At 68.2% G+C, this 19,628-nt stretch carries 19 protein-coding genes and 2 pseudogenes; 18 read left to right on the top strand and 3 right to left on the bottom strand.

Annotated elements, in window-relative coordinates:
• Positions 1–13 precede the first annotated feature (13 nt).
• From hisA to SYNGFB01_RS02900, 6 genes are all read left to right on the top strand, one after another.
• Complete coding sequence (gene hisA / locus SYNGFB01_RS02925; protein WP_048016858.1) at positions 14–787, top strand: 1-(5-phosphoribosyl)-5-[(5-phosphoribosylamino)methylideneamino]imidazole-4-carboxamide isomerase; 774 nt, start codon at positions 14–16, stop codon at positions 785–787.
• 189 nt (positions 788–976) lie between these two features.
• Complete coding sequence (locus SYNGFB01_RS02920; RefSeq protein WP_048016869.1) at positions 977–1,345, top strand: Fur family transcriptional regulator; 369 nt, start codon at positions 977–979, stop codon at positions 1,343–1,345.
• Between the two features lie 59 nt (positions 1,346–1,404).
• On the top strand, positions 1,405–3,045 hold the full coding sequence (locus SYNGFB01_RS02915) for a DUF3685 domain-containing protein (protein ID WP_053068282.1): 1,641 nt from the start codon (positions 1,405–1,407) through the stop codon (positions 3,043–3,045).
• Positions 3,046–3,067: 22 nt separating this feature from the next.
• On the top strand, positions 3,068–3,646 hold the full coding sequence (locus SYNGFB01_RS02910) for a thylakoid membrane photosystem I accumulation factor (protein WP_235299882.1): 579 nt from the start codon (positions 3,068–3,070) through the stop codon (positions 3,644–3,646).
• Positions 3,643–5,049, top strand: coding sequence for a class II fumarate hydratase (fumC, locus tag SYNGFB01_RS02905; protein WP_255347519.1), 1,407 nt, complete (start codon positions 3,643–3,645; stop codon positions 5,047–5,049). Before SYNGFB01_RS02910 ends, fumC begins: the two co-directional genes overlap by 4 nt.
• Positions 5,046–5,675, top strand: a complete 630-nt coding sequence (locus tag SYNGFB01_RS02900; RefSeq protein ID WP_048016857.1) for a TenA family protein — start codon at positions 5,046–5,048, stop codon at positions 5,673–5,675. The genes fumC and SYNGFB01_RS02900 overlap by 4 nt, the downstream gene beginning before the upstream one ends.
• 129 nt (positions 5,676–5,804) lie before the next feature.
• Here SYNGFB01_RS02900 and SYNGFB01_RS02895 read toward each other — a convergent pair whose 3' ends face one another.
• A complete protein-coding gene (locus SYNGFB01_RS02895; RefSeq protein WP_048016856.1) occupies positions 5,805–6,986 on the bottom strand; it encodes a M20 family metallopeptidase in 1,182 nt (393 codons plus the stop codon).
• 89 nt (positions 6,987–7,075) lie between these two features.
• Between SYNGFB01_RS02895 and SYNGFB01_RS02890 the strand changes: the two are divergent.
• From SYNGFB01_RS02890 to glnT, 4 genes and pseudogenes are all read left to right on the top strand, one after another.
• Positions 7,076–7,369 (top strand): annotated as a pseudogene (locus SYNGFB01_RS02890) (STAS/SEC14 domain-containing protein); the annotation flags it as partial.
• A gap of 151 nt (positions 7,370–7,520) precedes the next feature.
• Complete coding sequence (locus SYNGFB01_RS02885; RefSeq protein WP_048016854.1) at positions 7,521–8,447, top strand: fatty acid desaturase; 927 nt, start codon at positions 7,521–7,523, stop codon at positions 8,445–8,447.
• Positions 8,448–8,457: 10 nt separating this feature from the next.
• Entirely contained in the window at positions 8,458–9,456 is a 999-nt protein-coding gene (locus SYNGFB01_RS02880) for an alpha/beta fold hydrolase (protein WP_048016853.1), read from the top strand.
• A gap of 21 nt (positions 9,457–9,477) precedes the next feature.
• Positions 9,478–10,581: pseudogene (gene glnT / locus SYNGFB01_RS02875) on the top strand (type III glutamate--ammonia ligase); the annotation flags it as partial.
• Between the two features lie 545 nt (positions 10,582–11,126).
• Here the strand turns inward: glnT and SYNGFB01_RS14010 are convergent.
• Positions 11,127–11,477 carry a hypothetical protein gene (locus SYNGFB01_RS14010; protein ID WP_152669485.1) on the bottom strand — a complete coding sequence of 117 codons (351 nt, stop codon included), beginning with the start codon at positions 11,475–11,477 and terminating at the stop codon, positions 11,127–11,129.
• 185 nt (positions 11,478–11,662) lie between these two features.
• On the opposite strand from SYNGFB01_RS14010, the gene SYNGFB01_RS02865 reads away from it, so the two are divergent.
• From SYNGFB01_RS02865 to SYNGFB01_RS02850, 4 genes are all read left to right on the top strand, one after another.
• Positions 11,663–12,082, top strand: a complete 420-nt coding sequence (locus tag SYNGFB01_RS02865) for a hypothetical protein (protein WP_152669484.1) — start codon at positions 11,663–11,665, stop codon at positions 12,080–12,082.
• Positions 12,079–13,125 (top strand): DegT/DnrJ/EryC1/StrS family aminotransferase, encoded by a 1,047-nt coding sequence (locus SYNGFB01_RS02860; protein ID WP_053068280.1) that lies wholly within the window; start codon positions 12,079–12,081, stop codon positions 13,123–13,125. The genes SYNGFB01_RS02865 and SYNGFB01_RS02860 overlap by 4 nt, the downstream gene beginning before the upstream one ends.
• An 85-nt stretch (positions 13,126–13,210) precedes the next feature.
• A complete protein-coding gene (locus tag SYNGFB01_RS02855) occupies positions 13,211–13,906 on the top strand; it encodes a glycosyltransferase family 2 protein (RefSeq protein ID WP_048016851.1) in 696 nt (231 codons plus the stop codon).
• A 179-nt stretch (positions 13,907–14,085) separates the two neighbouring features.
• A complete protein-coding gene (locus SYNGFB01_RS02850; protein WP_161795831.1) occupies positions 14,086–14,769 on the top strand; it encodes a WbqC family protein in 684 nt (227 codons plus the stop codon).
• Positions 14,770–14,894: 125 nt separating this feature from the next.
• Here the strand turns inward: SYNGFB01_RS02850 and SYNGFB01_RS12875 are convergent, their stop codons facing one another.
• The gene (locus tag SYNGFB01_RS12875; protein ID WP_082325823.1) at positions 14,895–15,545 is read right to left on the bottom strand and encodes a class I SAM-dependent methyltransferase; all 651 of its coding nucleotides are present in this window, start codon (positions 15,543–15,545) and stop codon (positions 14,895–14,897) included.
• A 1,508-nt stretch (positions 15,546–17,053) separates the two neighbouring features.
• On the opposite strand from SYNGFB01_RS12875, the gene rfbA reads away from it, so the two are divergent.
• From rfbA to SYNGFB01_RS02830, 4 genes are all read left to right on the top strand, one after another.
• A complete protein-coding gene (rfbA, locus tag SYNGFB01_RS02840; protein WP_048016848.1) occupies positions 17,054–17,962 on the top strand; it encodes a glucose-1-phosphate thymidylyltransferase RfbA in 909 nt (302 codons plus the stop codon).
• Positions 17,959–18,339, top strand: coding sequence for a sugar nucleotide-binding protein (locus SYNGFB01_RS15160; protein WP_235299881.1), 381 nt, complete (start codon positions 17,959–17,961; stop codon positions 18,337–18,339). Before rfbA ends, SYNGFB01_RS15160 begins: the two co-directional genes overlap by 4 nt.
• Positions 18,233–18,913: a dTDP-4-dehydrorhamnose reductase gene (gene rfbD / locus SYNGFB01_RS15155; protein WP_255347518.1), complete on the top strand. Its 681-nt coding sequence runs from the start codon at positions 18,233–18,235 to the stop codon at positions 18,911–18,913. The genes SYNGFB01_RS15160 and rfbD overlap by 107 nt, the downstream gene beginning before the upstream one ends.
• Positions 18,913–19,628 (top strand): dTDP-glucose 4,6-dehydratase (locus SYNGFB01_RS02830; protein WP_255347517.1); only part of this gene is annotated, 716 nt, incomplete at its 3' end. The genes rfbD and SYNGFB01_RS02830, both read left to right, overlap by 1 nt.

Genomic DNA, 19,628 nt, shown 5'->3' with positions numbered 1-19,628 from the left:
ACTGCGCCGGTCCATGCAGGTGATTCCCGCCATCGATCTGCTCGACGGCCAGTGCGTGCGCCTGCACCAGGGCGACTACGACCAGGTGACCCGCTTCTCCGGCGACCCGGTGGCCCAGGCCCTCAGCTGGCAGGCCCAGGGTGCCGAGCGGCTCCATGTCGTCGACCTCGACGGTGCCCGCAGCGGCAAACCGGTGAACGACGCCGCGGTGCGGGCGATCACCGCCGCGCTCGCCATTCCGGTGCAGCTGGGCGGTGGCGTGCGCTCGGCCGAACGGGCCGAGGAGCTGCTGGCCTGCGGCCTCGATCGCGTGATCCTCGGCACCGTGGCGCTCGAGCAGCCCGAGCTGGTGGAACAGCTGGCAGAGCGCCATCCGGGGCGGATCGTGGTGGGCATCGACGCCCGCGACGGCAAGGTGGCCACCCGCGGCTGGATCGAGGCGAGCAGCACCGATGCCACGCTGCTGGCGCGCCGGTTCAGCCGCAGCCCCCTCGCCGCGATCATCGCCACCGACATCGCCACCGACGGCACCCTGGCGGGGCCCAATCTCGACTTCCTGCGGGCCATGGCCGAAGCCAGCGACGTACCGCTGATCGCTTCCGGGGGCATCGGCACGCTGGAGCACCTGCTGACCCTGCTGCCCCTGGCCAGCCTCGGGGTGGAGGGCGTGATCGTGGGGCGGGCGCTCTACGACGGCCGCGTCGATCTGGCCGAAGCCCTGCAGGCGATCGGCCCCGGCCGCCTGCAGGACACGCCGCAGCCGGCGGCCAGCAGCGATCTGGCCTGAGCGGCCTGCAGGGGCGAAAGCGGTCCGATTGCGGGTTGGCTATAACAGATCCATTCCCAATCTTTGGTGTGTCGCTTGAGCGCCACCCTTTCCCCCGGTAGCATCACCAGCAAGCTCGGAACCGGCCAGCTCGGAGCGCCCGGCTGCTCAAGTGTCGACGATGTCTATCGTCGCTGCCGTGACCTGGGGATGCGGCTCAGCCGGCAGCGCCGCATGGTGCTTGATCTGCTCTGGAGCGAGAAGAGTCACCTCAGCGCGCGCGACATCTTCGAGAAGCTCAACAACCTCGGCCGCAACATCGGACACACCTCCGTGTACCAGAACCTGGAGGCCCTCCAGAGCGCCGGTGTGATCGAATGCCTCGACCGGGCCAGCGGACGCCTCTACGGCTATCGCAGCGATCCCCACAGCCATCTCACCTGCCTGGAATCCGGCCAGATCCAGGATCTCGATGTGGAACTGCCCGCCGAACTGCTCCAGCGGATCGAGGACCACACCGGTTTCGCGATCGAGGGATACACCCTGCATCTCACCGGGCGGCCCCGCCGCAGGGCCTGACAGCGCTGGAGAATCCACGGCGCAGCCGTTACGGTGAGCGCGTTGCATCCGATCGGGCCGTGACCCCGCAGCTGCTGCTGTTTGCCGAACCGCTGCTGCGCGATGGCCTGATCCGGCTGCTCCAGGCCCGGGCGGCTGAGCTCACGGTGATCAGCGATCCCGCCGATCTGCGCGGGGCCCCCCAGATCCTGCTCTGGGCTCTCGAGGCGGACATGGCTCCCGAGCAGCTGCAGCTCCAGTTGCAGCTGCTCCAGGAACGCTGGCAGCCGGCTCCGCTGCTGCTGGTGCTGTCCACGGGTCACCGGCTGCCGGCTCCGCTGCTGCTGCAACTCCCCGCCACCGGACTGCTGGAGGCTCCGGAGCCCGATGCACTGATCGCGGCCATCCACACCCTGCTCGAGGGCGGCCGGGTGCTGGAACTGCGCCAGCCCGTCTCCGCCGATCAGCCCGCCGACCGATCGGCCGCCGGAATCGGCCTGGGTCAGTGGCTGCTGCTCAGCGGCCTGCAGCAGGTGGATGCCGACATCCAGGCCTGCCTGCGGCTGCTCACACCGCCTGGCGGCAGCCGGCTGCAGCAGCTTGTGCTGCAGGGCCGGCTGCGGGAACTGCGTTCTGCCCGCCAGCTGCTGCTGCTGCTCTGGGGGCCGCTGAGCGTGGCCTGGGGACCGCAGGCCCGCTGCACGGAGGGTTCCGCCCGGCCGGAGGCCGGCGCCGGCGCAGCCAAACAACGCACCGCTCTCACCCTGCAGCAGCGCAACGCCGACGGCATCTGGGCGAGCCTGGCGACGCGGCTGCGAGCGGCACTGGCAGCAGGCCCCGGCAACGGCAGCGGCCAGCTGCTGGCCCTCGCAGCCCTGCGGCCCGAACGCCGCAGCGATCTGCTGCTCGCCCTGCTGGATCAGCTGCAGATGCTGCGCCAGCAGCTCGCCAGCGAGGCGGTCGCCGCAGCGGAGCTGGGCGAACACTGGCTGCGGCTCCAACCCCAGCTGCGCCAGATGGCCTTGCGGGCCATGGCCAGCCCCTACGTGCAGCTGCCGCGCGAGGGCCAGCTCTGCGGCGTCGCCGAGCAGCTGATCCGCGAGGCCGCCCTGGAGGTCACCGACCCGGAACTGCCGCAGCCGCAACCGATGCTGGCCACGCTGGTGCTGGCCCAGCCGCTGCTGGTGGAGGGCCAGCTGCTCCCGGCCGATGAGCCCCGGGCGGTGCTGCACCTGGAGCTGCTGGTGAGCAACTGGCTGGTGCGGAACGCCGAACTGCTCGCGGCCGATGTGCTCGCCAGTTGCGCCGCCTGGCCGGAGCTGAGGCGTTACCTGCTGCGGCCCGAGCTGCTCTCCACCCGCAGCCTGGAGCGGCTGCGCAACCAGCTCAACGCCCAGCTGCGCTGGCAGAGCTGGTGGCAGCGGCCGGTGGCCCTCTACGAGAGCCGCAGGGTGCTGTTCGGCCTGCAGGAGAGCTCCGTGGTCGCGGTGAACCTCACCGAACCCCGCGACACGGAACTGCGCCAGCTCGGCTGGCCCCAGCAGCTGGTGACCCTGGCGCTGGAGAGCCGCGATGCGCTCGCCCCCCAGGTCCAGGCCCTGGCACGGGGGCTGGGCGATCTGCTGGTGGTGCTGCTCACCCAGGTGCTGGGCCGGGCGATCGGGCTGGTGGGCCGGGGCATCGTGCAGGGGATGGGACGCAGCCTCCGGGCGTCACAATGACCCCATCCGCGACCCCGCTCTGTTGGCCGGCCTGCTGCGCACTCTGCTGAAACCTGTTCTCCATGCCGTTCTGCCCCTGCTGCTGAGCGCAGCCCTGATGGCGATCCAGCCGGTGCAGCCGGCCCTGGCCTCGCTCACCAACAACACCTACGACGGCAACATCTACGCCCTCTACGCCGGCAACGGCTCGCTGGTGCCGCCCCGCAGCACCCTCCAGCAGGCCCTCGCGGCACACCGGCCCGCGGTGTTGATCTACTACCTCGACGATGACACCGCCAGCAAACAGTTCGCGCCCGTGGTCTCGGAACTGCAGCGGCTCTGGGGCAACAGCATCGAACTGATTCCGCTGGTGACCGATCCACTCCAGAACCGCAGCGATCAGGGCCCAGCCGATCCCGCTCACTACTGGCATGGCCACATCCCCCAGGTGGTGGTCTTCGACGCCGACGGGCGGGTGCTGCTCGATGCGGAGGGCCAGGTGGGGCTCGCGGCGATCAACGAGGCCGTGAGCCAGGCCACCGGCATTCCCCTTCCCGAGGGTTTCCGCAACAGCACCACCGTGAGCATCAACGAGCTCAATGCCGAGGTGGTGAGCCGGTGACCCGCCAGGAAACCGACAGCATGGGCACGATCGCCGTGCCCGCCGAGCACTACTGGGGGGCCCAGACCCAGCGCTCGATCCACCACTTCCCCTTCGGCCAGCCCATGCCGCTGGCGGTGGTGCATGCCTTCGGAATCCTGAAGGCCGCCTGCGCCGAGGTGAACCGCGACAGGGAGAAGCTCAGCCCCGAGCTGGCGGCGCTGGTGGTGACGGCCGCCGAGGAGGTGGCGAGCGGCGCCCTCGATCGGGAGTTTCCGCTGAAGGTCTGGCAGACCGGCTCCGGCACCCAGACCAACATGAACGTGAACGAGGTGATCGCCAACCGGGCGATCGAAGCGGCCGGCGGGGTGCTGGGCAGCAAGAGCCCGGTGCATCCCAACGACCATGTGAACCTCAGCCAATCGAGCAACGACACCTTCCCCACCGCGGTGCACATCGCGGTGGCGATCGAGCTGCAGCGACGCCTGATTCCCGCCGTGGAGGCCCTCAGGCAGGCGCTGCTGGCGAAGGCGGAGGCCTTCCATTCGATCATCAAGATCGGCCGCACCCACCTGCAGGATGCGGTGCCGCTCAGCCTCGGGCAGGAGTTCTCCGGCTACGCGGCCCAGCTGGCGCTGGGTCTGGACAGTGTGCAGGCCGCCCTTCCCCAGGTGCACCAGCTGGCGATCGGCGGCACGGCGGTGGGCACCGGCCTCAATGCACCGGCGGGTTTCGGGGAAGCGGTGGCGGCGCGGCTGGCCGAGCGGGTCGGCCTGCCCTTCAGCAGCGCGCCCAACAAGTTCCAGGCCCTGGCCGGCCACGAACCGCTGGCAGCGGCCCACGGCGCCCTCACGGTGCTGGCCGGCAGCCTGATGAAGATCGCCAACGACATCCGCTGGCTGGCCAGCGGCCCCCGCTGCGGCCTCGGAGAGCTGATCCTTCCCGAAAACGAGCCCGGCAGCTCGATCATGCCCGGCAAGGTGAACCCCACCCAGTGCGAAAGCCTCACGATGGTGGCGGTGCAGGTGATGGGCAACAACGCGGCGGTACAGCTGGCCGCCAGCCAGGGCAACTTCGAGCTGAACGTGTTCAAACCCCTGATCGCCCACAACGTGCTCGAGAGCATCGAACTGCTCAGCGGAGCCTGCGCCGGCTTCCGGGAGCACTGCATCGAGGGGCTGCAGGCCGACCAGGGCCGCATCGCCACGCTGCTCGACCAGAGTCTGATGCTGGTGACGGCCCTCACACCGGCGATCGGCTACGACCGCGCCTGCGCCATCGCCAAGCACGCCCACCAGCATCGCCTCAGCCTGCGCGAAGCGGCCCTCATCCTGGGCGAGATCAGCGACGCGGAGTTCGACCGCTGGGTGCAGCCCGGCCGCATGGTGGAGCCGGCCCATCCAGCACACCCGGACCGGCCTTGAGCGGGGACCTGGCCGGGCAGCTCTGGGCCGGCAACGCCGAGCTGGCCCGGCGCATCCTCCGGCACCCGTTCGTGCAGGGACTGGGCCAGGGCAGCCTCCCCGGCACCGCCTTCTGCGGCTATGTGGCCCAGGACGCCTACTTTCTCGAGAGCTTCGCCCGGGCCTACGCCCTGGCGATCGCCCACAGCACGGACCGGGACAGTCTGGTCGCCTTCAGTGAGCTGCTGCAGGGCGTGCTGGAGGAACTGCAGCTTCACGCCGCCTATGCCAGCCGCTGGCGGATCGACCTGAGCGCCATCACGCCGCTGCCGGCCACCACCGCCTACACGGATTTCCTGCTGGCCACCGCCCGCGGCGGCGACTGCGGCCTGATCTGCGCCGCCATGACCCCCTGTCTGCGGCTCTACGCCTGGCTGGGCCAGCAGCTGCGCGCCCAGGTGGGCCACCCCGCTCATGCCTACGCCGAGTGGATCGACACCTACGCCGATCCCGCCTTCGAAGCCCTGGCCCGCCGCCTGGAGCACCTGCTCAACCGCCTGGCCCCGCCCGGCGAAGCGGTGGAGAAGACCTACCGGCGGGCGATGGAGCTGGAACTGGCCTTCTTCGACGCCCACGCCCCACGCTGATCCAGCCCCCGCTGCGAACTCAGTCGAGGTCGGCACCGAGGTCGCCGCGGAACTCGCGCTGCAGCTCCAGCTCCATCCCCACCGAGAAGGCCGGTGAGGGGAGGAAGACGAGGGCCGGATCCCTCGCCCTCAGGCCTGCGCCGTCGCTGCAGCCGGGGATCGTTCCGCCTCCCGCACCACCGCCTCGAAGAAGGCGGCGCCCACCGGCAGCACTCCCTCGTCGATGTCGAAGGCGGGACTGTGCAGCGGCACGTAGGGGCTGCCCTCGGGCCGGGCGCCGAAGCGCACGTAGCAACCGGGAATTCGCTCGAGGTAGTAGGCGAAGTCCTCGCTGCCCATGCTGGGGTGATCGAGTGCCATCAGGCCGGCGTCACCCACCACCTGGCGGGCGGCGCGCTCGGCCAGGCGGGCTTCGGCCGCCGTGTTCACCACCGGCGGATAGCCGGGCTGGATCGTCACCTGCAGATCGGCGTTGTGCAGATCGCCCAGGGCCCGGGCCATGCGCTGCACACCGGCGAGCAGCTGCTCGCGCACCGCCGGCAAGGTGGAGCGGATGCTGCCCTCCAGCACGGCGGTCTCAGCGATCACGTTCGGCGCCGAGCCCGCCTCCACCCGCCCGATCGTCACCACCGAGGGGTGGACGGGATCGATCTCCCGCGACACCAGCGTCTGCAGGGCGGTGATCAGGAAACCGGTGATCACCACGGCGTCGGTGGCCTCATGGGGCCTGGCGCCGTGCCCGCCGCGACCGCGCACGTCGATGCGGAAGCGGTCCGACTGGGCCGTGATCACCCCGTCCGCCACCATGATCTGCCCCACCCGGTAGTGATGGGTGACGTGGGCGCCGAAGATCGCGCTCACCCCCTCCAGGGCACCGGCCGCGATCACCGTGCGCGCCCCGCCGCCCTTCTCCTCGGCCGGCTGGAAGATGAGCCGCACCCCCACCGCAGGCGGATCGGCCGCGAGCAGCTGGGCCGCCCCCAGCACCATCGCCACGTGGGCGTCATGACCGCAGGCGTGCATGCGACCCGGCTCCTCGGAGGCGAAGGGCAGCTGGGTCGACTCCTGCCCCGGCAGAGCGTCCATGTCGGCCCGCAGGGCGATGCTGGGGCCGTGCCCCGCTCCCAGCCGGCCGATCACGCCGCTGCCCACGCCCCGGTAGTCGTAGGGGATGCCGAGGGCGTCGAGCTCGGCCATGATCCTCGCCGCGGTGCGCTCCTCCTCGAAGGCCAGCTCCGGATGGCGGTGCAGATCCCGGCGGATCGCCCGCATGCGGGCGATCACGCTGTCGTCAACGGCGCTGTGGTGCATGGCGTCACCCCCCCCCCCCCGCGACAGGCTCTCCCTTTTCAGAGTGCACACAGCCGGGGCCGATGGATGCCTGATTCGAGGGCTGCAAGCCCGCCGCCATGCGGGACGACACCCTGCTGGGCCTGAGGCACTGGCGGGGCTTCGAACGCATCGCGCTGGTCAGCGACGTGACTTGGCTGGGCATCGTGATGTGGGCGGTGGAGGTGGCGATGCCCTGCCCGATCCGCCTGTTCGCCGCCCATGAGCAGGAGGAGGCCCGCGCCTACGAGGGCGTGGTGGGGGATGAGGACCGGGAGAAGCTCGCAGCGCGGCTGCTCTCCCGCTTCACCCAGGCGGGGACGCGTTGCTTCGACGACACCCAAGCCGAGCAGGCGGAGCTGTAGGCCCGCTGCGGCCGGGGTCCCCCGAACCCGCCAGAGCTGACGAGCCCTGTTCCGACGACCCGGGTCCTAGTAAACCCCTCGCCGTCGCATCGCCTACCGAAGCGGACCCAGCCGACCTGATGGGATAAGAGGCCCACGGCATTGCCTCGGCGTGACCGACTCAGCCCTGATCGAGCGGCAGACCCTCTCCGAGCTCAACACGCTCCGCGACGGACCCGCCGCGCTGCGCCTGCTGAGCCACCTGCTGCTGATCAGCGCCGGCGGTGTGGTGTGGGCTCAGCAGCTCTGGCCGTTGCCGCTGCGCCTGGCCGGGCTGCTGCTATGCGGCATGGGGCTGGCCACCTGCTTCGCGGGCCTGCATGAATGCAGCCACCGCACGGCCTTCCGCAGCAGGCGGGTAAACGATGCCGCCGCCTGGCTGCTGGGCCTGCTGAGCTTCTACAACGCCACCGCCTACCGCCGCTACCACCAGTGGCACCATCGCTACACCCACCAGCCCGGNCTGGATCCGGAGCTCGATGATCCGCAGCCCACCAGCCTGCCCGCCTACCTGTTGGAGCTGAGCGGCTGGAACTGGTGGAGCGGCAAGCTGCGCGCCTACGCCACGCTGCTCTGGGGCGATCTGTCGGCGGTGCCCTACCTCAATGCCCAGGTGATCCCCCAGGTGCGTCGCTCGGCGTGGCTGCAGGTTGGCGTCTACCTGCTTCTGGCGGCCGTGTCGCTGATCGACGGCAACGGCTTCCTGCTGTGGTTCTGGCTGCTGCCTCTGCTCGTGGGCCAGCCGTTCCTGCGCTTCGTGCTGCTGGCCGAGCACAGCGGCTGCAGCTTCAGCGCCGACGGCACCGCCAACACCCGCACCACCCTCACCACCGCGTCGGTGCGCTGGCTGATGTGGAACATGCCCTTCCACGCCGAGCACCACCTCTATCCCTCGCTGCCGTTCCATGCTCTGCCGGCGGCCCATGAGCTGATCGGCCCCCACCTGCTGCACCTGGATCAGGGGTATCTGCGCGTGCACCGCCAGCTGCTGGCCAACCTGCCCGCCCTGGCCCTTCCGGCCGGCAGCGGCGCGGCATGAGCGCAGCGGCATGACCTCCACCAGCTCAGCACCGCCCCGACATCAGGATCTCCACGGGCTCGGTGCCTTCCCGCTCCGCTGCGGCCGCACCATTGCCGATGCCCGCATCAGCTATCTGCGCATCGGCGAGCTCAACGCCGAGGGCAGCAACCTGATCCTGGTGCCCAGCTCCTATGGTGCCCGCGTGGAGGATCTGGCCTGGCTGGCGGGTCCGGTGCTCGATCCGGAGCGCTGGTGCGTGGTGATCGCCGTCATGTTCGGCAACGGCGCCTCCAGCAGCCCCAGCCACGGCGCCATGGGGCTGGCGGAGCAGGGCTGGGTGGTGGACCAGGCCGACAACGTGGCCGCCCAGCGCCGGCTGCTGCGTGAGGTGTTCGGCGTCGAGCGGCCGGCGCTGGTGTACGGCTGGTCGATGGGAGCGCAGCAGGCCTACCGCTGGGCTGTGGACCATCCCGAGCTAGTGGAGCGGATCTGCTGCGTGTGCGGCACGGCACGCACTTCGCCCCACAACCGCCTGTTCCTGCTCAGCCTGCGCCAGGCGCTCACGGCCGATCGCCACTGGAACGGCAGCGGCTTCGACGCCCCGCCCGAGCAGGGGCTGCGCACCTATGCGCTGATCTACGCCAGCTGGGCCGCCAGCCAGCCCTTCTTCCGCAGCATCGCCGAGCCGGTGGAGGTGCATGTGCAGCAGCAGTGGCTGCCCAATTACCAGCGCCACGACCCGCGCGACCTGATCGCCATGCTCGACACCTGGCAGGCCCACGACGTGGCCGACGGCGGCGACCTCGATGCCGCCCTGGGACGCGTGCGGGCCCGCACCGCCGTGGTGGCCGGCAGCCACGACCTCTACTTCACCCCCAACGACATGGCCGCCGATGCCGCCCGCATCCCCGGGGCGAGCTTTCACCAGATCGAGTCGGAGCTGGGCCACCGGGCCGGCAACCCCCACAGCAGCGCGCCGGAGCAGCGGCAGCTGCGCCGCGTCGTCGACGGCCTCCTGGCCTGCTGAATTCCCCCCATCCACCCCGCCATGACCGATCTCGCCAGCCAGGCCCGGGAGCTGCAGCTGAAGTTCCTGCTGATCTCCTTCACCGACCTGTTCGGCATCCAGCGGGCCAAGCTCGTGCCCGCCGCGGCGATCCCGGTGATGGCCCGCGACGGGGCCGGGTTTGCCGGCTTTGCCGCCTGGCTGGATCTCTCCCCGGCGGATGGCGACGTGATGGCGATCCCCGATCCGGCCAGCCTCACGCCCCTGCCCTGGCAGCCGGAGGTGGGCTGGGTGGCGGCCGAGCTGATGCTGGGTGGCACGCCGATGGCCCAGTGCCCCCGACGTCTGCTGCTGCGGCAGCTGGAGCGAGCCGGCTCCCTGGGGTTCGAGCTGCGCAGCGGAGTGGAGGCGGAGTTCTTCCTGCTGGGCGCCGATGGCGGCAGCATCGCCGATCCGGCCGATCACCAGGAGAAACCCTGCTACGACCAGCTGGCCCTGATGCGCCGCTACGGGCTGATCGGGCCGCTGCTGGAGGCGATGGAGCAGCTGGGCTGGGGGCCCTACCAGGCCGACCACGAAGACGCCAACGGCCAGTTCGAGGTGAACTGGACCTTCGCCCACGCCCTCACCACCGCCGACCGCCATGCCTTCTTCAAGGTGATGGTGAAGACCCTGGCGGAGCAGCAGGGGCTGAAGGCCAGCTTCATGGCCAAGCCCTTCGCCGAGCGCACCGGCAACGGCTGCCACACCCATCTCTCGCTCTGGGGAGCCGCCGGCGCCTCAGGCGCGGGCACCAACCTGTTCCACGATCCCGCCGGTGAGCTCGGGCTCTCACCGCTGGCCTATCAGTTCCTGGCCTATCAGTTCCTGGCCGGACTGCTGGAGCACGCCCCGCGCTGTGCGCCTCACCAATCCCACCGTGAACAGCTACCGGCGCCTGGCGGCGCCCCCCACCACCTCGGGAGCCACCTGGAGCCCGGGCGGCATCAGCTACTGCGGCAACAACCGCACCCATATGGTGCGCATCCCCGACGACCAGCGGCTGGAGCTGCGGCTGCCCGACGGCTCGGCCCATCCCTACCTGCTGCAGCCGCCATCCTGGCGGCGGGCCTGGMCSKGCTCCAGGACCAGCTCTCCCGCAACCCCGCTTCGATCCCCGCTCAACTGGGTCTGGCGGAGTGGCATCGGCGGCACGGTAACCGCTGCGCAGCACGGCGCGCCTACGCAACCGTGCTCGAACGCAACCCCCGTCACCTGGGAGCCAGGATCGCAGCCTCCCTCCTCAACGTCGACGGACTTCCCTTCCGGCTGCTCTTCGTGCTGGGGATGCACCGCAGCGGCACCTCCGCAATGGCCGGTGCGCTCTGCCGGCTCGGTTGCCGTGGGCCCGCCACGATGCCTCCGGCCGATCCCAACAATCCAACGGGCTACTGGGAGCCACTGCGGATCGTGGAGATGCACACCGCTCTGCTGGAGCAAGCGCAATCGAGTTGGGACGACCCCCTGCTCTCGGAGGACCTCTTCGCACCCGACCGGCTTGAGGAGGCCATGGGCGCCCTGGAGGAAGCCCTGCGGGCCGAGTTCCCCGCCGAACGCGGTTCCGACAACCCTTGGTGCCTGATCAAGGACCCGCGCCAATGCCGTCTGCAGCCCCTCTGGAACCACCTCATTGAGCGCCATGGCCTCGCTGCTCAGTCGTTCTGGTGAATCGCCACCCTCTGGCCGTGGCGGCCTCGCTGCGCAAACGCGATGCTCTCCCGACCAACCGGGCCCTTCTGCTCTGGATCCAGCACCAGCTGGACGCGGAACGCCACACCCGCCACCTGCCGCGGCAGGTGGTCACCTACGAGTCGTTTCTGGCAGACCCTTCTCGCTGCATCGGCAGCATCAACGAACTCCTCGGGGAAGACCAGCTGCGCCTGCCCGATCCCTCGCAGGATCCGAACCTGGCGCGCTCTGACCTCAATCACTCCGCGGCTGGACCCAAGATCCCCGGCCTGGACACGGACGAAAGCCTCGTCCGTCTGGCGCTGGAGATCCATGAGGCCCTGCGATCATCTTCAGAGATGGCGCTGCGGGAACGGCTGGATCGCCTCCGCGAGGAGCTGGAACGCCATCTGCGCAGTCTTCGCTCCCAGCTCGGCCGGATGACCACCCTGCAGCTCTTCTGGCAAGCCCACCCCGCCGGAGGTTCTCGGAACCTTGTTACCTGCGCAGCAGCATCACGGTGGATCGGGGCAGCGCCAGCCACACCTTTCGTCTTCCCGACCTGCCCGGGCCACTCAGAGCCCTGCGTCTCGACCCGGCCGAGACCCCCTGTCTCGTGAGGATCCTGAGGCTGGCGCTGGAGACCCGGGGGGGCCATCTCCTGTGGCAGTGGTCATCGGCCGAGGCAGGAGCCGATCAGGAGCATGCCCTTCCCTTCCAGGCCGCCAACGAGGAGACCCGCCTGCTCACCTCCGGTGACAAGGACGCGGCCGGCATCAGCGTGCTCTGTGAGGGCCACGATCCGGCCCTCCTCCTGAACCTGCCCGCCACCACGCTCGAGCGGATCGACGGCGGCAGCCGCCTCACGATCGAAGCCGTCTGGGACGTGCTGAGCAGTGAAGTGAGCCATCTGCTCGCCACCCTGACGGTGCCCTCATGACAGCGGCCCCGTCTGAGATCTCGATCCCCGTCAACCGCCCCAGGCTGCCCACCGCCGAGCGGCTTCTGCCCTATCTGCGGGAGATCGATGCCACCCGGCAATACAGCAACTTCGGGCCACTCCAGACGCGCCTGCAGCGGAGCCTGGCCGATCACCACGGCGTAGGGGCCGCCAACCTGGCTCTGGCCGCCTCCGGCACGGCCGCTCTGCTGGCCCTGATCCAGGCGATCGTGGGCGGCCCATCGGAGAGGCGGCCACTGTGCCTCTGCCCCTCCTACACCTTCGTGGGCACGGCGGCGGCCATACGTCTCGCCCGGCTGCAACCGTTCCTGCTCGACGTCGACCCGCTCAGCTGGGCTCTGAACCCCGCCAGTCTCGAAACGTGTCCGGAGCTGGAGCGGGCCGCCCTCGTGCTCGTGGTTGCGCCCTACGGCAGGCCTCCGGACCTCGACGCCTGGCAGACCTTCACCCGACGCACCGGGATTCCCGTGATCGTGGATGCGGCGGCCTGCTTCGATTCCATCGATGCTGCAGCCGTCGTGCGGGGCTCCATACCCGTGGCCGTGAGCCTCCACGCCACCAAGACCTTCAGCACGGGTGAGGGCGGTCTGATCCTCGCGGCCGATCCCCAGCTGATCGATCGTGCCGCCCGGGCCCTGAATTTCGGCTTCCGCGACGATCGCTCCAGCAGCGGCCCCTGCTTCAACGGGAAGCTGAGCGAATACCACGCGGCTGTGGGGCTGGCCGAGTTGGAAGGGTGGGCCACCAAGCGCCAGGGATTCCTCCTCGCGGCCAGGTCCTATGCACGGCGAGCCGCACGCTCCGGCTGGAGCCATGCCCTTCACGTCCGTGAGGATCACGCCTGCCCCTACGCCCTGCTCATGGCAGCTGATCAGCCCCAAGCGAAAACCATCGAAGCGGAGCTGAGCCGGGCGCACGTGGGCTGGCGCCATTGGTATGGATGGGGGTTGCACCGCCAGCGGCCTTCGCCGGCTGCCCCGCCACCACGATGCCCCACACCGACGATCTCGCTGGCCGCCTGATCGGCCTGCCCATGTTCCCCGACCTGTCGGCCGAACTCATCGGAGCCATTGCCAATGTGATCGAACACACCCTGACCTGACCCCCATGCGCGTGGCAGCCCACATCGGCGTGAAGGACGAGATCGAGATCCTCCCGCATTGCATCGACCATCTGCGTGCCAGCGGCGTCGAATCCTTCGTCGTCTGCGACATGGCGTCTACCGATGGCAGCCGCGCCTACCTGGCGTCGCAGCGGAGTTCGACCTTCAGGATCCTCGATTCCTCCAACGAGGAACCAGCGGATCTCTGGCGACAGCGCAACGCCGAGGCCATCCACGACTGCGACGCCGACTGGGTGCTGGCGATCGATGCCGACGAATTTCCGCTCACCCCATCGGGTGATCTGCGCCAGGCACTGGCAGGGTTCGAAGCCGACGTGCTTCGGATCCCCCGCTACAACGTGGTTCTGAGCGAGCAGGGTCCCTGCCTGCCCCTCCCCTGCCGGCCCTGCGATCTTGATGCCGTGCAGCTCATCGTGGAGGCACAGGATCAGTTTCAGCAGCGGCTCGCCGAGAACCCCGCCCTCACCTGGATCCGGTTCGTTCCCCTGCCGAAGGTGGCAGTGCGACCCTCGATCGTGGCCGGAATCCACGACGNCATGCATGACGTAGTGCCCCCCNGAGGGCGTCACACTCCGCCACGACACCGCCGAAGGTCTGCTGCTGGCTCATGTGGCTCTCTCCACCTACCCGCGGTTCCTGCAGAAGACGCGAAACATCCGCGAGGTCTTCACCCACCATGAAGGGAAACTCGCCCCGGGGTTCGGGTGGCACTGGCGCCGCTGGCTGGCTCTCGAGCAAGACGGCGAGTTGGAGGGCGAATTCCAGCGCAGCGTCTTCCCTCCCCCCAGGATCGAGCGTCTCCGGGAAAGAGGCGTGGTGCGCACGGCCCGCCAGATGCTCACGAACGAGGCCTGAGAGGGTGTCGGGTCCGGTCGTGGCAGTGATGCAACCGTATTTCTATCCCTATCTCGGTTACTTTCGGCTCTTCGCAGCAGCAGATATCGTCGTGCTGTTCGACTGCGTTCAATTCCCTCGGAGAGGGAGGGTGCACCGCAGTGCACTGCCTTCACCACCCGGTCAATCCCGCTGGCTGACCTTGCCTCTGCGACACCAGCCTCGCCATACCCGCATCGCCGACCTGCATTTCCAGAGCGATGCCGGGACGGAGTTTCTTCGCCGCTTGAATGGGCATGATTGGTATCGCAGCTCGAAGGGTGACCTCGCCGATGAGATCCGGTCGCATCTCACGATCTCAGAGCCTTCGGTGGCCGACTACCTCGAACGGCAGCTGCGAGCCATTGTGTGGCATCTCAAGTTGCCGGCCGTGATCATCAGAAGCTCCGATCTGAACATCTCCCCCACTTTCGCAGGTCAGCAGAGGGTCCTCGCAGTGGTCAAAGCACTGGGTGGAAAGTCCTATGTGAATCCACCCGCAGGTCGGCATCTTTACCAACCGGAGACATTTCAATCACGGGGGATCACCTTGCGCTTCCTGTCCCCCTACACAGGCCTGTTCCCCCATGCACTGCCAGCACTCATGGACGCCGAGCCAGACACCGTTCGGCGCGACGTGAGGGCTCAGACAATTCTGGAAGCTCCTTGATCCACCTGAAGATCATCGACTCCAACACCAACCCAAACGAACTTAACGAGGCAAGTCTGATGCCATCCAGGCGCCTGAAATGGATTATGGGAAGCGAGGTGATCGCAGCTGGTCGGTCAGATCAGTCAGTGGGCCTTGCAAACATAAACCTGTTTCTTGGATGAGGCAGAAAAGCAGGATCGAGCCAGATCTCCATAGCGCTCCAGAGTTTCGAAACCAGCCTCCAAGAGAGACCTCTCTACCAAGGCTGGATCGTGCTGCCACATTCGGTACATCGTGGAAGCCAGCGGAGGCTCATCAAGGCGCAGGGGATCGACCAGCTTCCAGCTGATCGTGAGCAACGATGCAGCCTCATCAAAATCTGTGCATTCCCTGATTTCAAGATCCGTAGATCCTGGCCTGACGATTTTGCGGGCCATGCGATTCCGCTGAGGAAGCCTGAGATAGTCCCGATTCGGCTGATAGATGTCAAAAGCTAAGCGCGCCCCGTCAGGCAACAAACGACGAACACCAGCAAACGCACCCGCGAGAGATTGTCCATCAATATGCTGAAATGTATTGTAGCAGCAAATTGCCAGGTCAAAGCACCCCTCCACGGAGAGATTCCGCAAATCCTGATTCAGCCACTCGATCGGCACTCTGCGTTGTGCCGCCTCCTTCAGCAGCCCAACAGAACCATCCACCCCCACAATCCGGGGTGAGGGGTGACGGGAGACAGCACAGAGAATCCTGGCCAGGGCGGCTGTGATCGCCCCACTGCCGCAGCCAAGATCGATGACGACCGGGTTTCCGGATTCAGTAGACTGGAGTAGAAACCAATAAAGTCACTCCGATCACCCATCATCAGATCATAAAAGGGAGCAAATTGGTCGTAAGCGTGAGATTCAGATTCATTCATCAGCTTCATTCGCAAGCCACTAGAAAGAGCGACCATGACATTGTCCTACACCAAGCCGACGCAAACTGATCTGGGGAAGCCATGGCGGCATCCGAGCAGAGTGACGACCTGCCATCGGAGCCATCGAAGCGAGCTTCGACATGACTGATCCCTGTTCATCACACCCGGGCAGGCAACATGCCAGGATCACAGTTACCGAACTGGATGATCGCCGAGCTTGGGAACAACTCGTGAATCTCAGCGGGGTTCCCTGTCATGCCTGGTCAAATGCAGAGGCATACTCACGATCCGGCCTCAGACCGTTGCTGGTCTGTGTCGAGTGCGGCAGTTCCAGGATGATCCTGCCGATCCATCGCCGTCGCTGCGGGACCCATGAGGACATCAGCACGCTCGTGTGTGTGTCAGGGGCCAGCCTGACCGGGGACGCCGAGCCTTTGCTCCGGGCCTGGAGTCTCCATGCGGCGTCTCAGGGATGGGTGGCGGGCTACCTCCAATTCGAACCAGCCGCGACGGAAGCACTCGGACACCTGGCGACTCCGGGGAACACTGTGTTTCTGCTCCCGATTCAGGAATGCGATCCGCTTGCCACAGCCTCAACCATCATTCGCAGAAAATGGAAGCAGGCTGAGAGTCAAGGCGTGATGCTTGTGGACGATCGCCATGTACTTGCCGAATCACTGCAGAAACTCCACCCCGTGACCATGGCACGCTCGGGAGCCTCGGCACACTATGCGTTCAGCCAGGAGAGTCTTCAGGCCTGGGCCAAAGCTTCTGAGCATCTGGTGATCGGTGCCTCCTGTGGTGTCGATATCGAGGCGGTGATGGTCTTTCTCATCCACGGCGAGAGTGCCGAGTTCCACATCGGCGCCAGCACCACAACGGGCAGGGCTTTCACGNCCTGGCTCATGATCCAGGCCATTCGTCGGCTTGGCACGCGTGGTGTGCGCACTGTGAACCTGGGCGGTGGGGTCCGACCTGGAGATGGTCTGTATGACTTCAAGAGCAAGTTTGGGGGAACCGCCCATCGGTTGCCGATCGTGCGACAGATCTACTTGCCCGATGAGTACCACCGTCTCTGCAGACAAGCAGGCGTGACGTCGAAACAGGACTGGTTCCCTGCCTACAGGNCGATCGGAACGGCACCGATCCCACCCATCTGAAGGCAGCAGGCCAGCAACATTGACGGAATCCCGTCTGACAGTTGTGCAGAGAGCCGCTCAACTCAGGATCCCGCTGTGTTCGACGACACTGCAGATGCGATCCGTCCGTGATTGCGCCATCGTTCTGTCATCCTCCCTGCCACGCACAGCGCAATCCAGGGGTGGAGTTATACCCTTGCCGCTGGATTCCTGTGATAGAAGGGTACCGCTCAGCAGCGGTGGCTTCATGCTCCAAGACCATCCCCAGGATCGGCATCGGAGGGGCATCTTCCTGGCAGGCGGCTCCGGCACCCGGCTCCATCCGATCACCCAGGCGGTGAGCAAGCAGCTGCTGCCGATCTACGACAAGCCGATGATCTACTACCCGCTCAGCACCCTAATGCTGGCCGGGCTGAGCGAGATCCTGGTGATCTCAACCCCCCGCGATCTGCCCCAGTTCCAGGCCCTGCTGGGCGACGGGGCCGCCTGGGGGCTCTCCCTCTCCTACGCCGAGCAGCCCAGCCCCCATGGCCTCGCCCAGGCCTTCCTGATCGGTGCCGAGTTCCTCGCCGGCCGCCCCGCCGCCCTCATCCTCGGCGACAACCTTTTCTATGGCGGCGATCTCTCGCGCAACCTCCAGGCCGCCAATGCCCAGGTCAGCGGTGCCTCGGTGTTCGCCTACCGGGTGGCCGATCCCCAGCGCTACGGCGTGGTGGGCTTCGATGAGGAGCGGCGGGTGGTGTCGCTCGAGGAGAAGCCCGAGCGGCCCGCCTCCAGCTACGCCGTGACGGGGCTCTACTTCTACGACGCCGATGTGGTGGAGCTGGCCCGCCAGGTGCGGCCCTCCGCCCGCGGCGAGCTGGAGATCACCGATCTCAACAGGCTGTATCTCGATCGCGGCGACCTGCGCGTGGAGCTGCTGGGCCGCGGCATGGCTTGGCTCGACACCGGCACCTGCGACTCCCTGCACGAGGCGGGCAGCTACATCCGCACCCTCGAACACCGCCAGGGCCTCAAGATCGGCTGCCCGGAAGAGGTGGCCTGGCGCCAGGGCTGGATCAGCGACGCCGAGCTGGAAGCCCTGGCGGCCCCGCTGCGCAAGTCCGGCTACGGGGCCTACCTGGAGAACCTGGTGCAGGAGGGCCCCACCCCATGACAGCCGCCTCCCTGCTCGTGATCGGATCCCAGGGCCAGGTGGCCCAGGCCCTGCAGCGCCTGGCTCCGCAGCGGCTGCCGGGCCAGCCGCTGATCGCCGTGGGCCGGCCGGAGCTCGATCTGGCCGCTGCCACCGCCACGCTCGAGCCCCAGATCGAGGCCCTGCTGCGCAGCCATCGGCCCGCCCTGGTGATCAATGCCGCCGCGTACACCGACGTGGACAAGGCCGAGAGCGAGCCGGAAGCTGGCCGAGGCCATCAACGGCACCGCCGTGGGGCTGCTGGCCCGCAGCTGTGCCGCCCAGGCCATCCCGCTCGTGCACCTCTCCACCGACTACGTGTTCGACGGAAGCGGCAGCGACCCCTGGCGGGAGGATGACCCCACCGGCCCGCTGGGCGTCTACGGGGCCAGCAAGCTGGCCGGCGAACAGGCGCTGCGCGAGGCCGGTGGCCGCCACCTGCTGCTGCGGGTGAGCTGGGTGTTCGGCCAGGAGGGCGCCAACTTCGTGCGCACCATGCTGCGACTCGGCCGCGAGCGCGATGCCCTGGCGATCGTCGACGACCAGGTCGGCGGGCCCACCAGCGCCGAGGCGATCGCCCGCATCCTCCTGGCACTGGCCGAACCCGCCATCGCGGCTCGCTCCCCCCTGCAGCCTGGCGATCCCTTCCCCTGGGGCACGTACCACGTGGCAGGCCAGCCGCCGGTGAGCTGGCACGGCTTCGCCAGCGAGATTTTCGGCCAGGCCGCCGCCCTCGGGCTGATCCAGCGAGCTCCCAGGCTCACGCCGATCCCCGCCAGCGCCTACCCCCTGCCCGCCGCCCGGCCGGCCAACTCGCGCCTGGCCTGCGACCGCTTCACCGCCAGCTTCGGCCTGCCCCTTCCCGACTGGCGCGAGGATCTGCGTGCCTGCCTCAGGTCGTGGGCCGCCACCCCCGTCACCCCCGCCGCCTGATGCCTGCCCCCACCCGCCATCTGCTGATCACCGGCGGCGCCGGCTTCATCGCCGGCAACCTCGTGCACCACTGGGCTGCCGCCCGGCCACACGACCGGATCGTGGTGCTCGACGCTCTCACCTACGCCGGCAACCGGGCCACGATCGCGCCCCTGATCGACGCCGGCCGCATCAGCTTCGTGCACGGCGACATCGGCGATCGCCCCCTGGTGGATGCCCTGCTCGCCGAGCACGCCATCACCCATGTGGCCCACCTGGCCGCAGAAAGCCACGTCGACCGCTCGATCAGCGGGCCGGCCGCCTTTCTGGCCACCAATGTGCACGGCACCTTCACCCTGCTGGAGGCGTTCCGGGCCCACTGGCTGGCGGCCGGCTCACCGGAGCACTGGCGCTTCCTGCATGTGAGCACCGATGAGGTGTTCGGCAGCCTCGAACCCTCCGATCCGCCCTTCTGCGAAACCACTCCCTACAGCCCCCGCTCGCCCTACGCCGCCAGCAAGGCCGCCAGCGATCACCTGGCCCGCGCCTGGCAGCACACCTATGGCCTGCCGGTGCTGGTGAGCAACTGCTCCAGGCTGGCTGCGGCCCTGGTGGCACTGGCCGGAGCGCTGCAGCCTGTGCTGCCGGCCTCAGCCCTGGAAGAGGTGGTGATCCAGCTGCCGCTGCTGGAGACCAGCTTCACCGTTCGGGTCAGCGAACTGGCCAATCCCGATGC

It is taken from the genome of Synechococcus sp. GFB01 (assembly GCF_001039265.1).
Classification (GTDB): domain Bacteria; phylum Cyanobacteriota; class Cyanobacteriia; order PCC-6307; family Cyanobiaceae; genus NIES-981.
This window is presented reverse-complemented; position numbering and strand designations above follow the sequence as displayed.

Excerpts from the sequence above, each read along its gene's own strand:
- SYNGFB01_RS02895 (WP_048016856.1), bottom strand. The coding sequence starts at position 6,986 with ATGCACCACAGCGCCGTTGACGACAGCGTGATCGCCCGCATGCGGGCG.
- SYNGFB01_RS02860 (WP_053068280.1), top strand. The coding sequence starts at position 12,079 with ATGACAGCGGCCCCGTCTGAGATCTCGATCCCCGTCAACCGCCCCAGG.
- SYNGFB01_RS02880 (WP_048016853.1), top strand. The coding sequence starts at position 8,458 with ATGACCTCCACCAGCTCAGCACCGCCCCGACATCAGGATCTCCACGGG.
- SYNGFB01_RS15160 (WP_235299881.1), top strand. The coding sequence starts at position 17,959 with ATGACAGCCGCCTCCCTGCTCGTGATCGGATCCCAGGGCCAGGTGGCC.
- hisA (WP_048016858.1), top strand. The coding sequence starts at position 14 with ATGCAGGTGATTCCCGCCATCGATCTGCTCGACGGCCAGTGCGTGCGC.
- rfbA (WP_048016848.1), top strand. The coding sequence starts at position 17,054 with ATGCTCCAAGACCATCCCCAGGATCGGCATCGGAGGGGCATCTTCCTG.
- SYNGFB01_RS02920 (WP_048016869.1), top strand. The coding sequence starts at position 977 with ATGCGGCTCAGCCGGCAGCGCCGCATGGTGCTTGATCTGCTCTGGAGC.
- SYNGFB01_RS14010 (WP_152669485.1), bottom strand. The coding sequence starts at position 11,477 with ATGGATCTCCAGCGCCAGACGGACGAGGCTTTCGTCCGTGTCCAGGCC.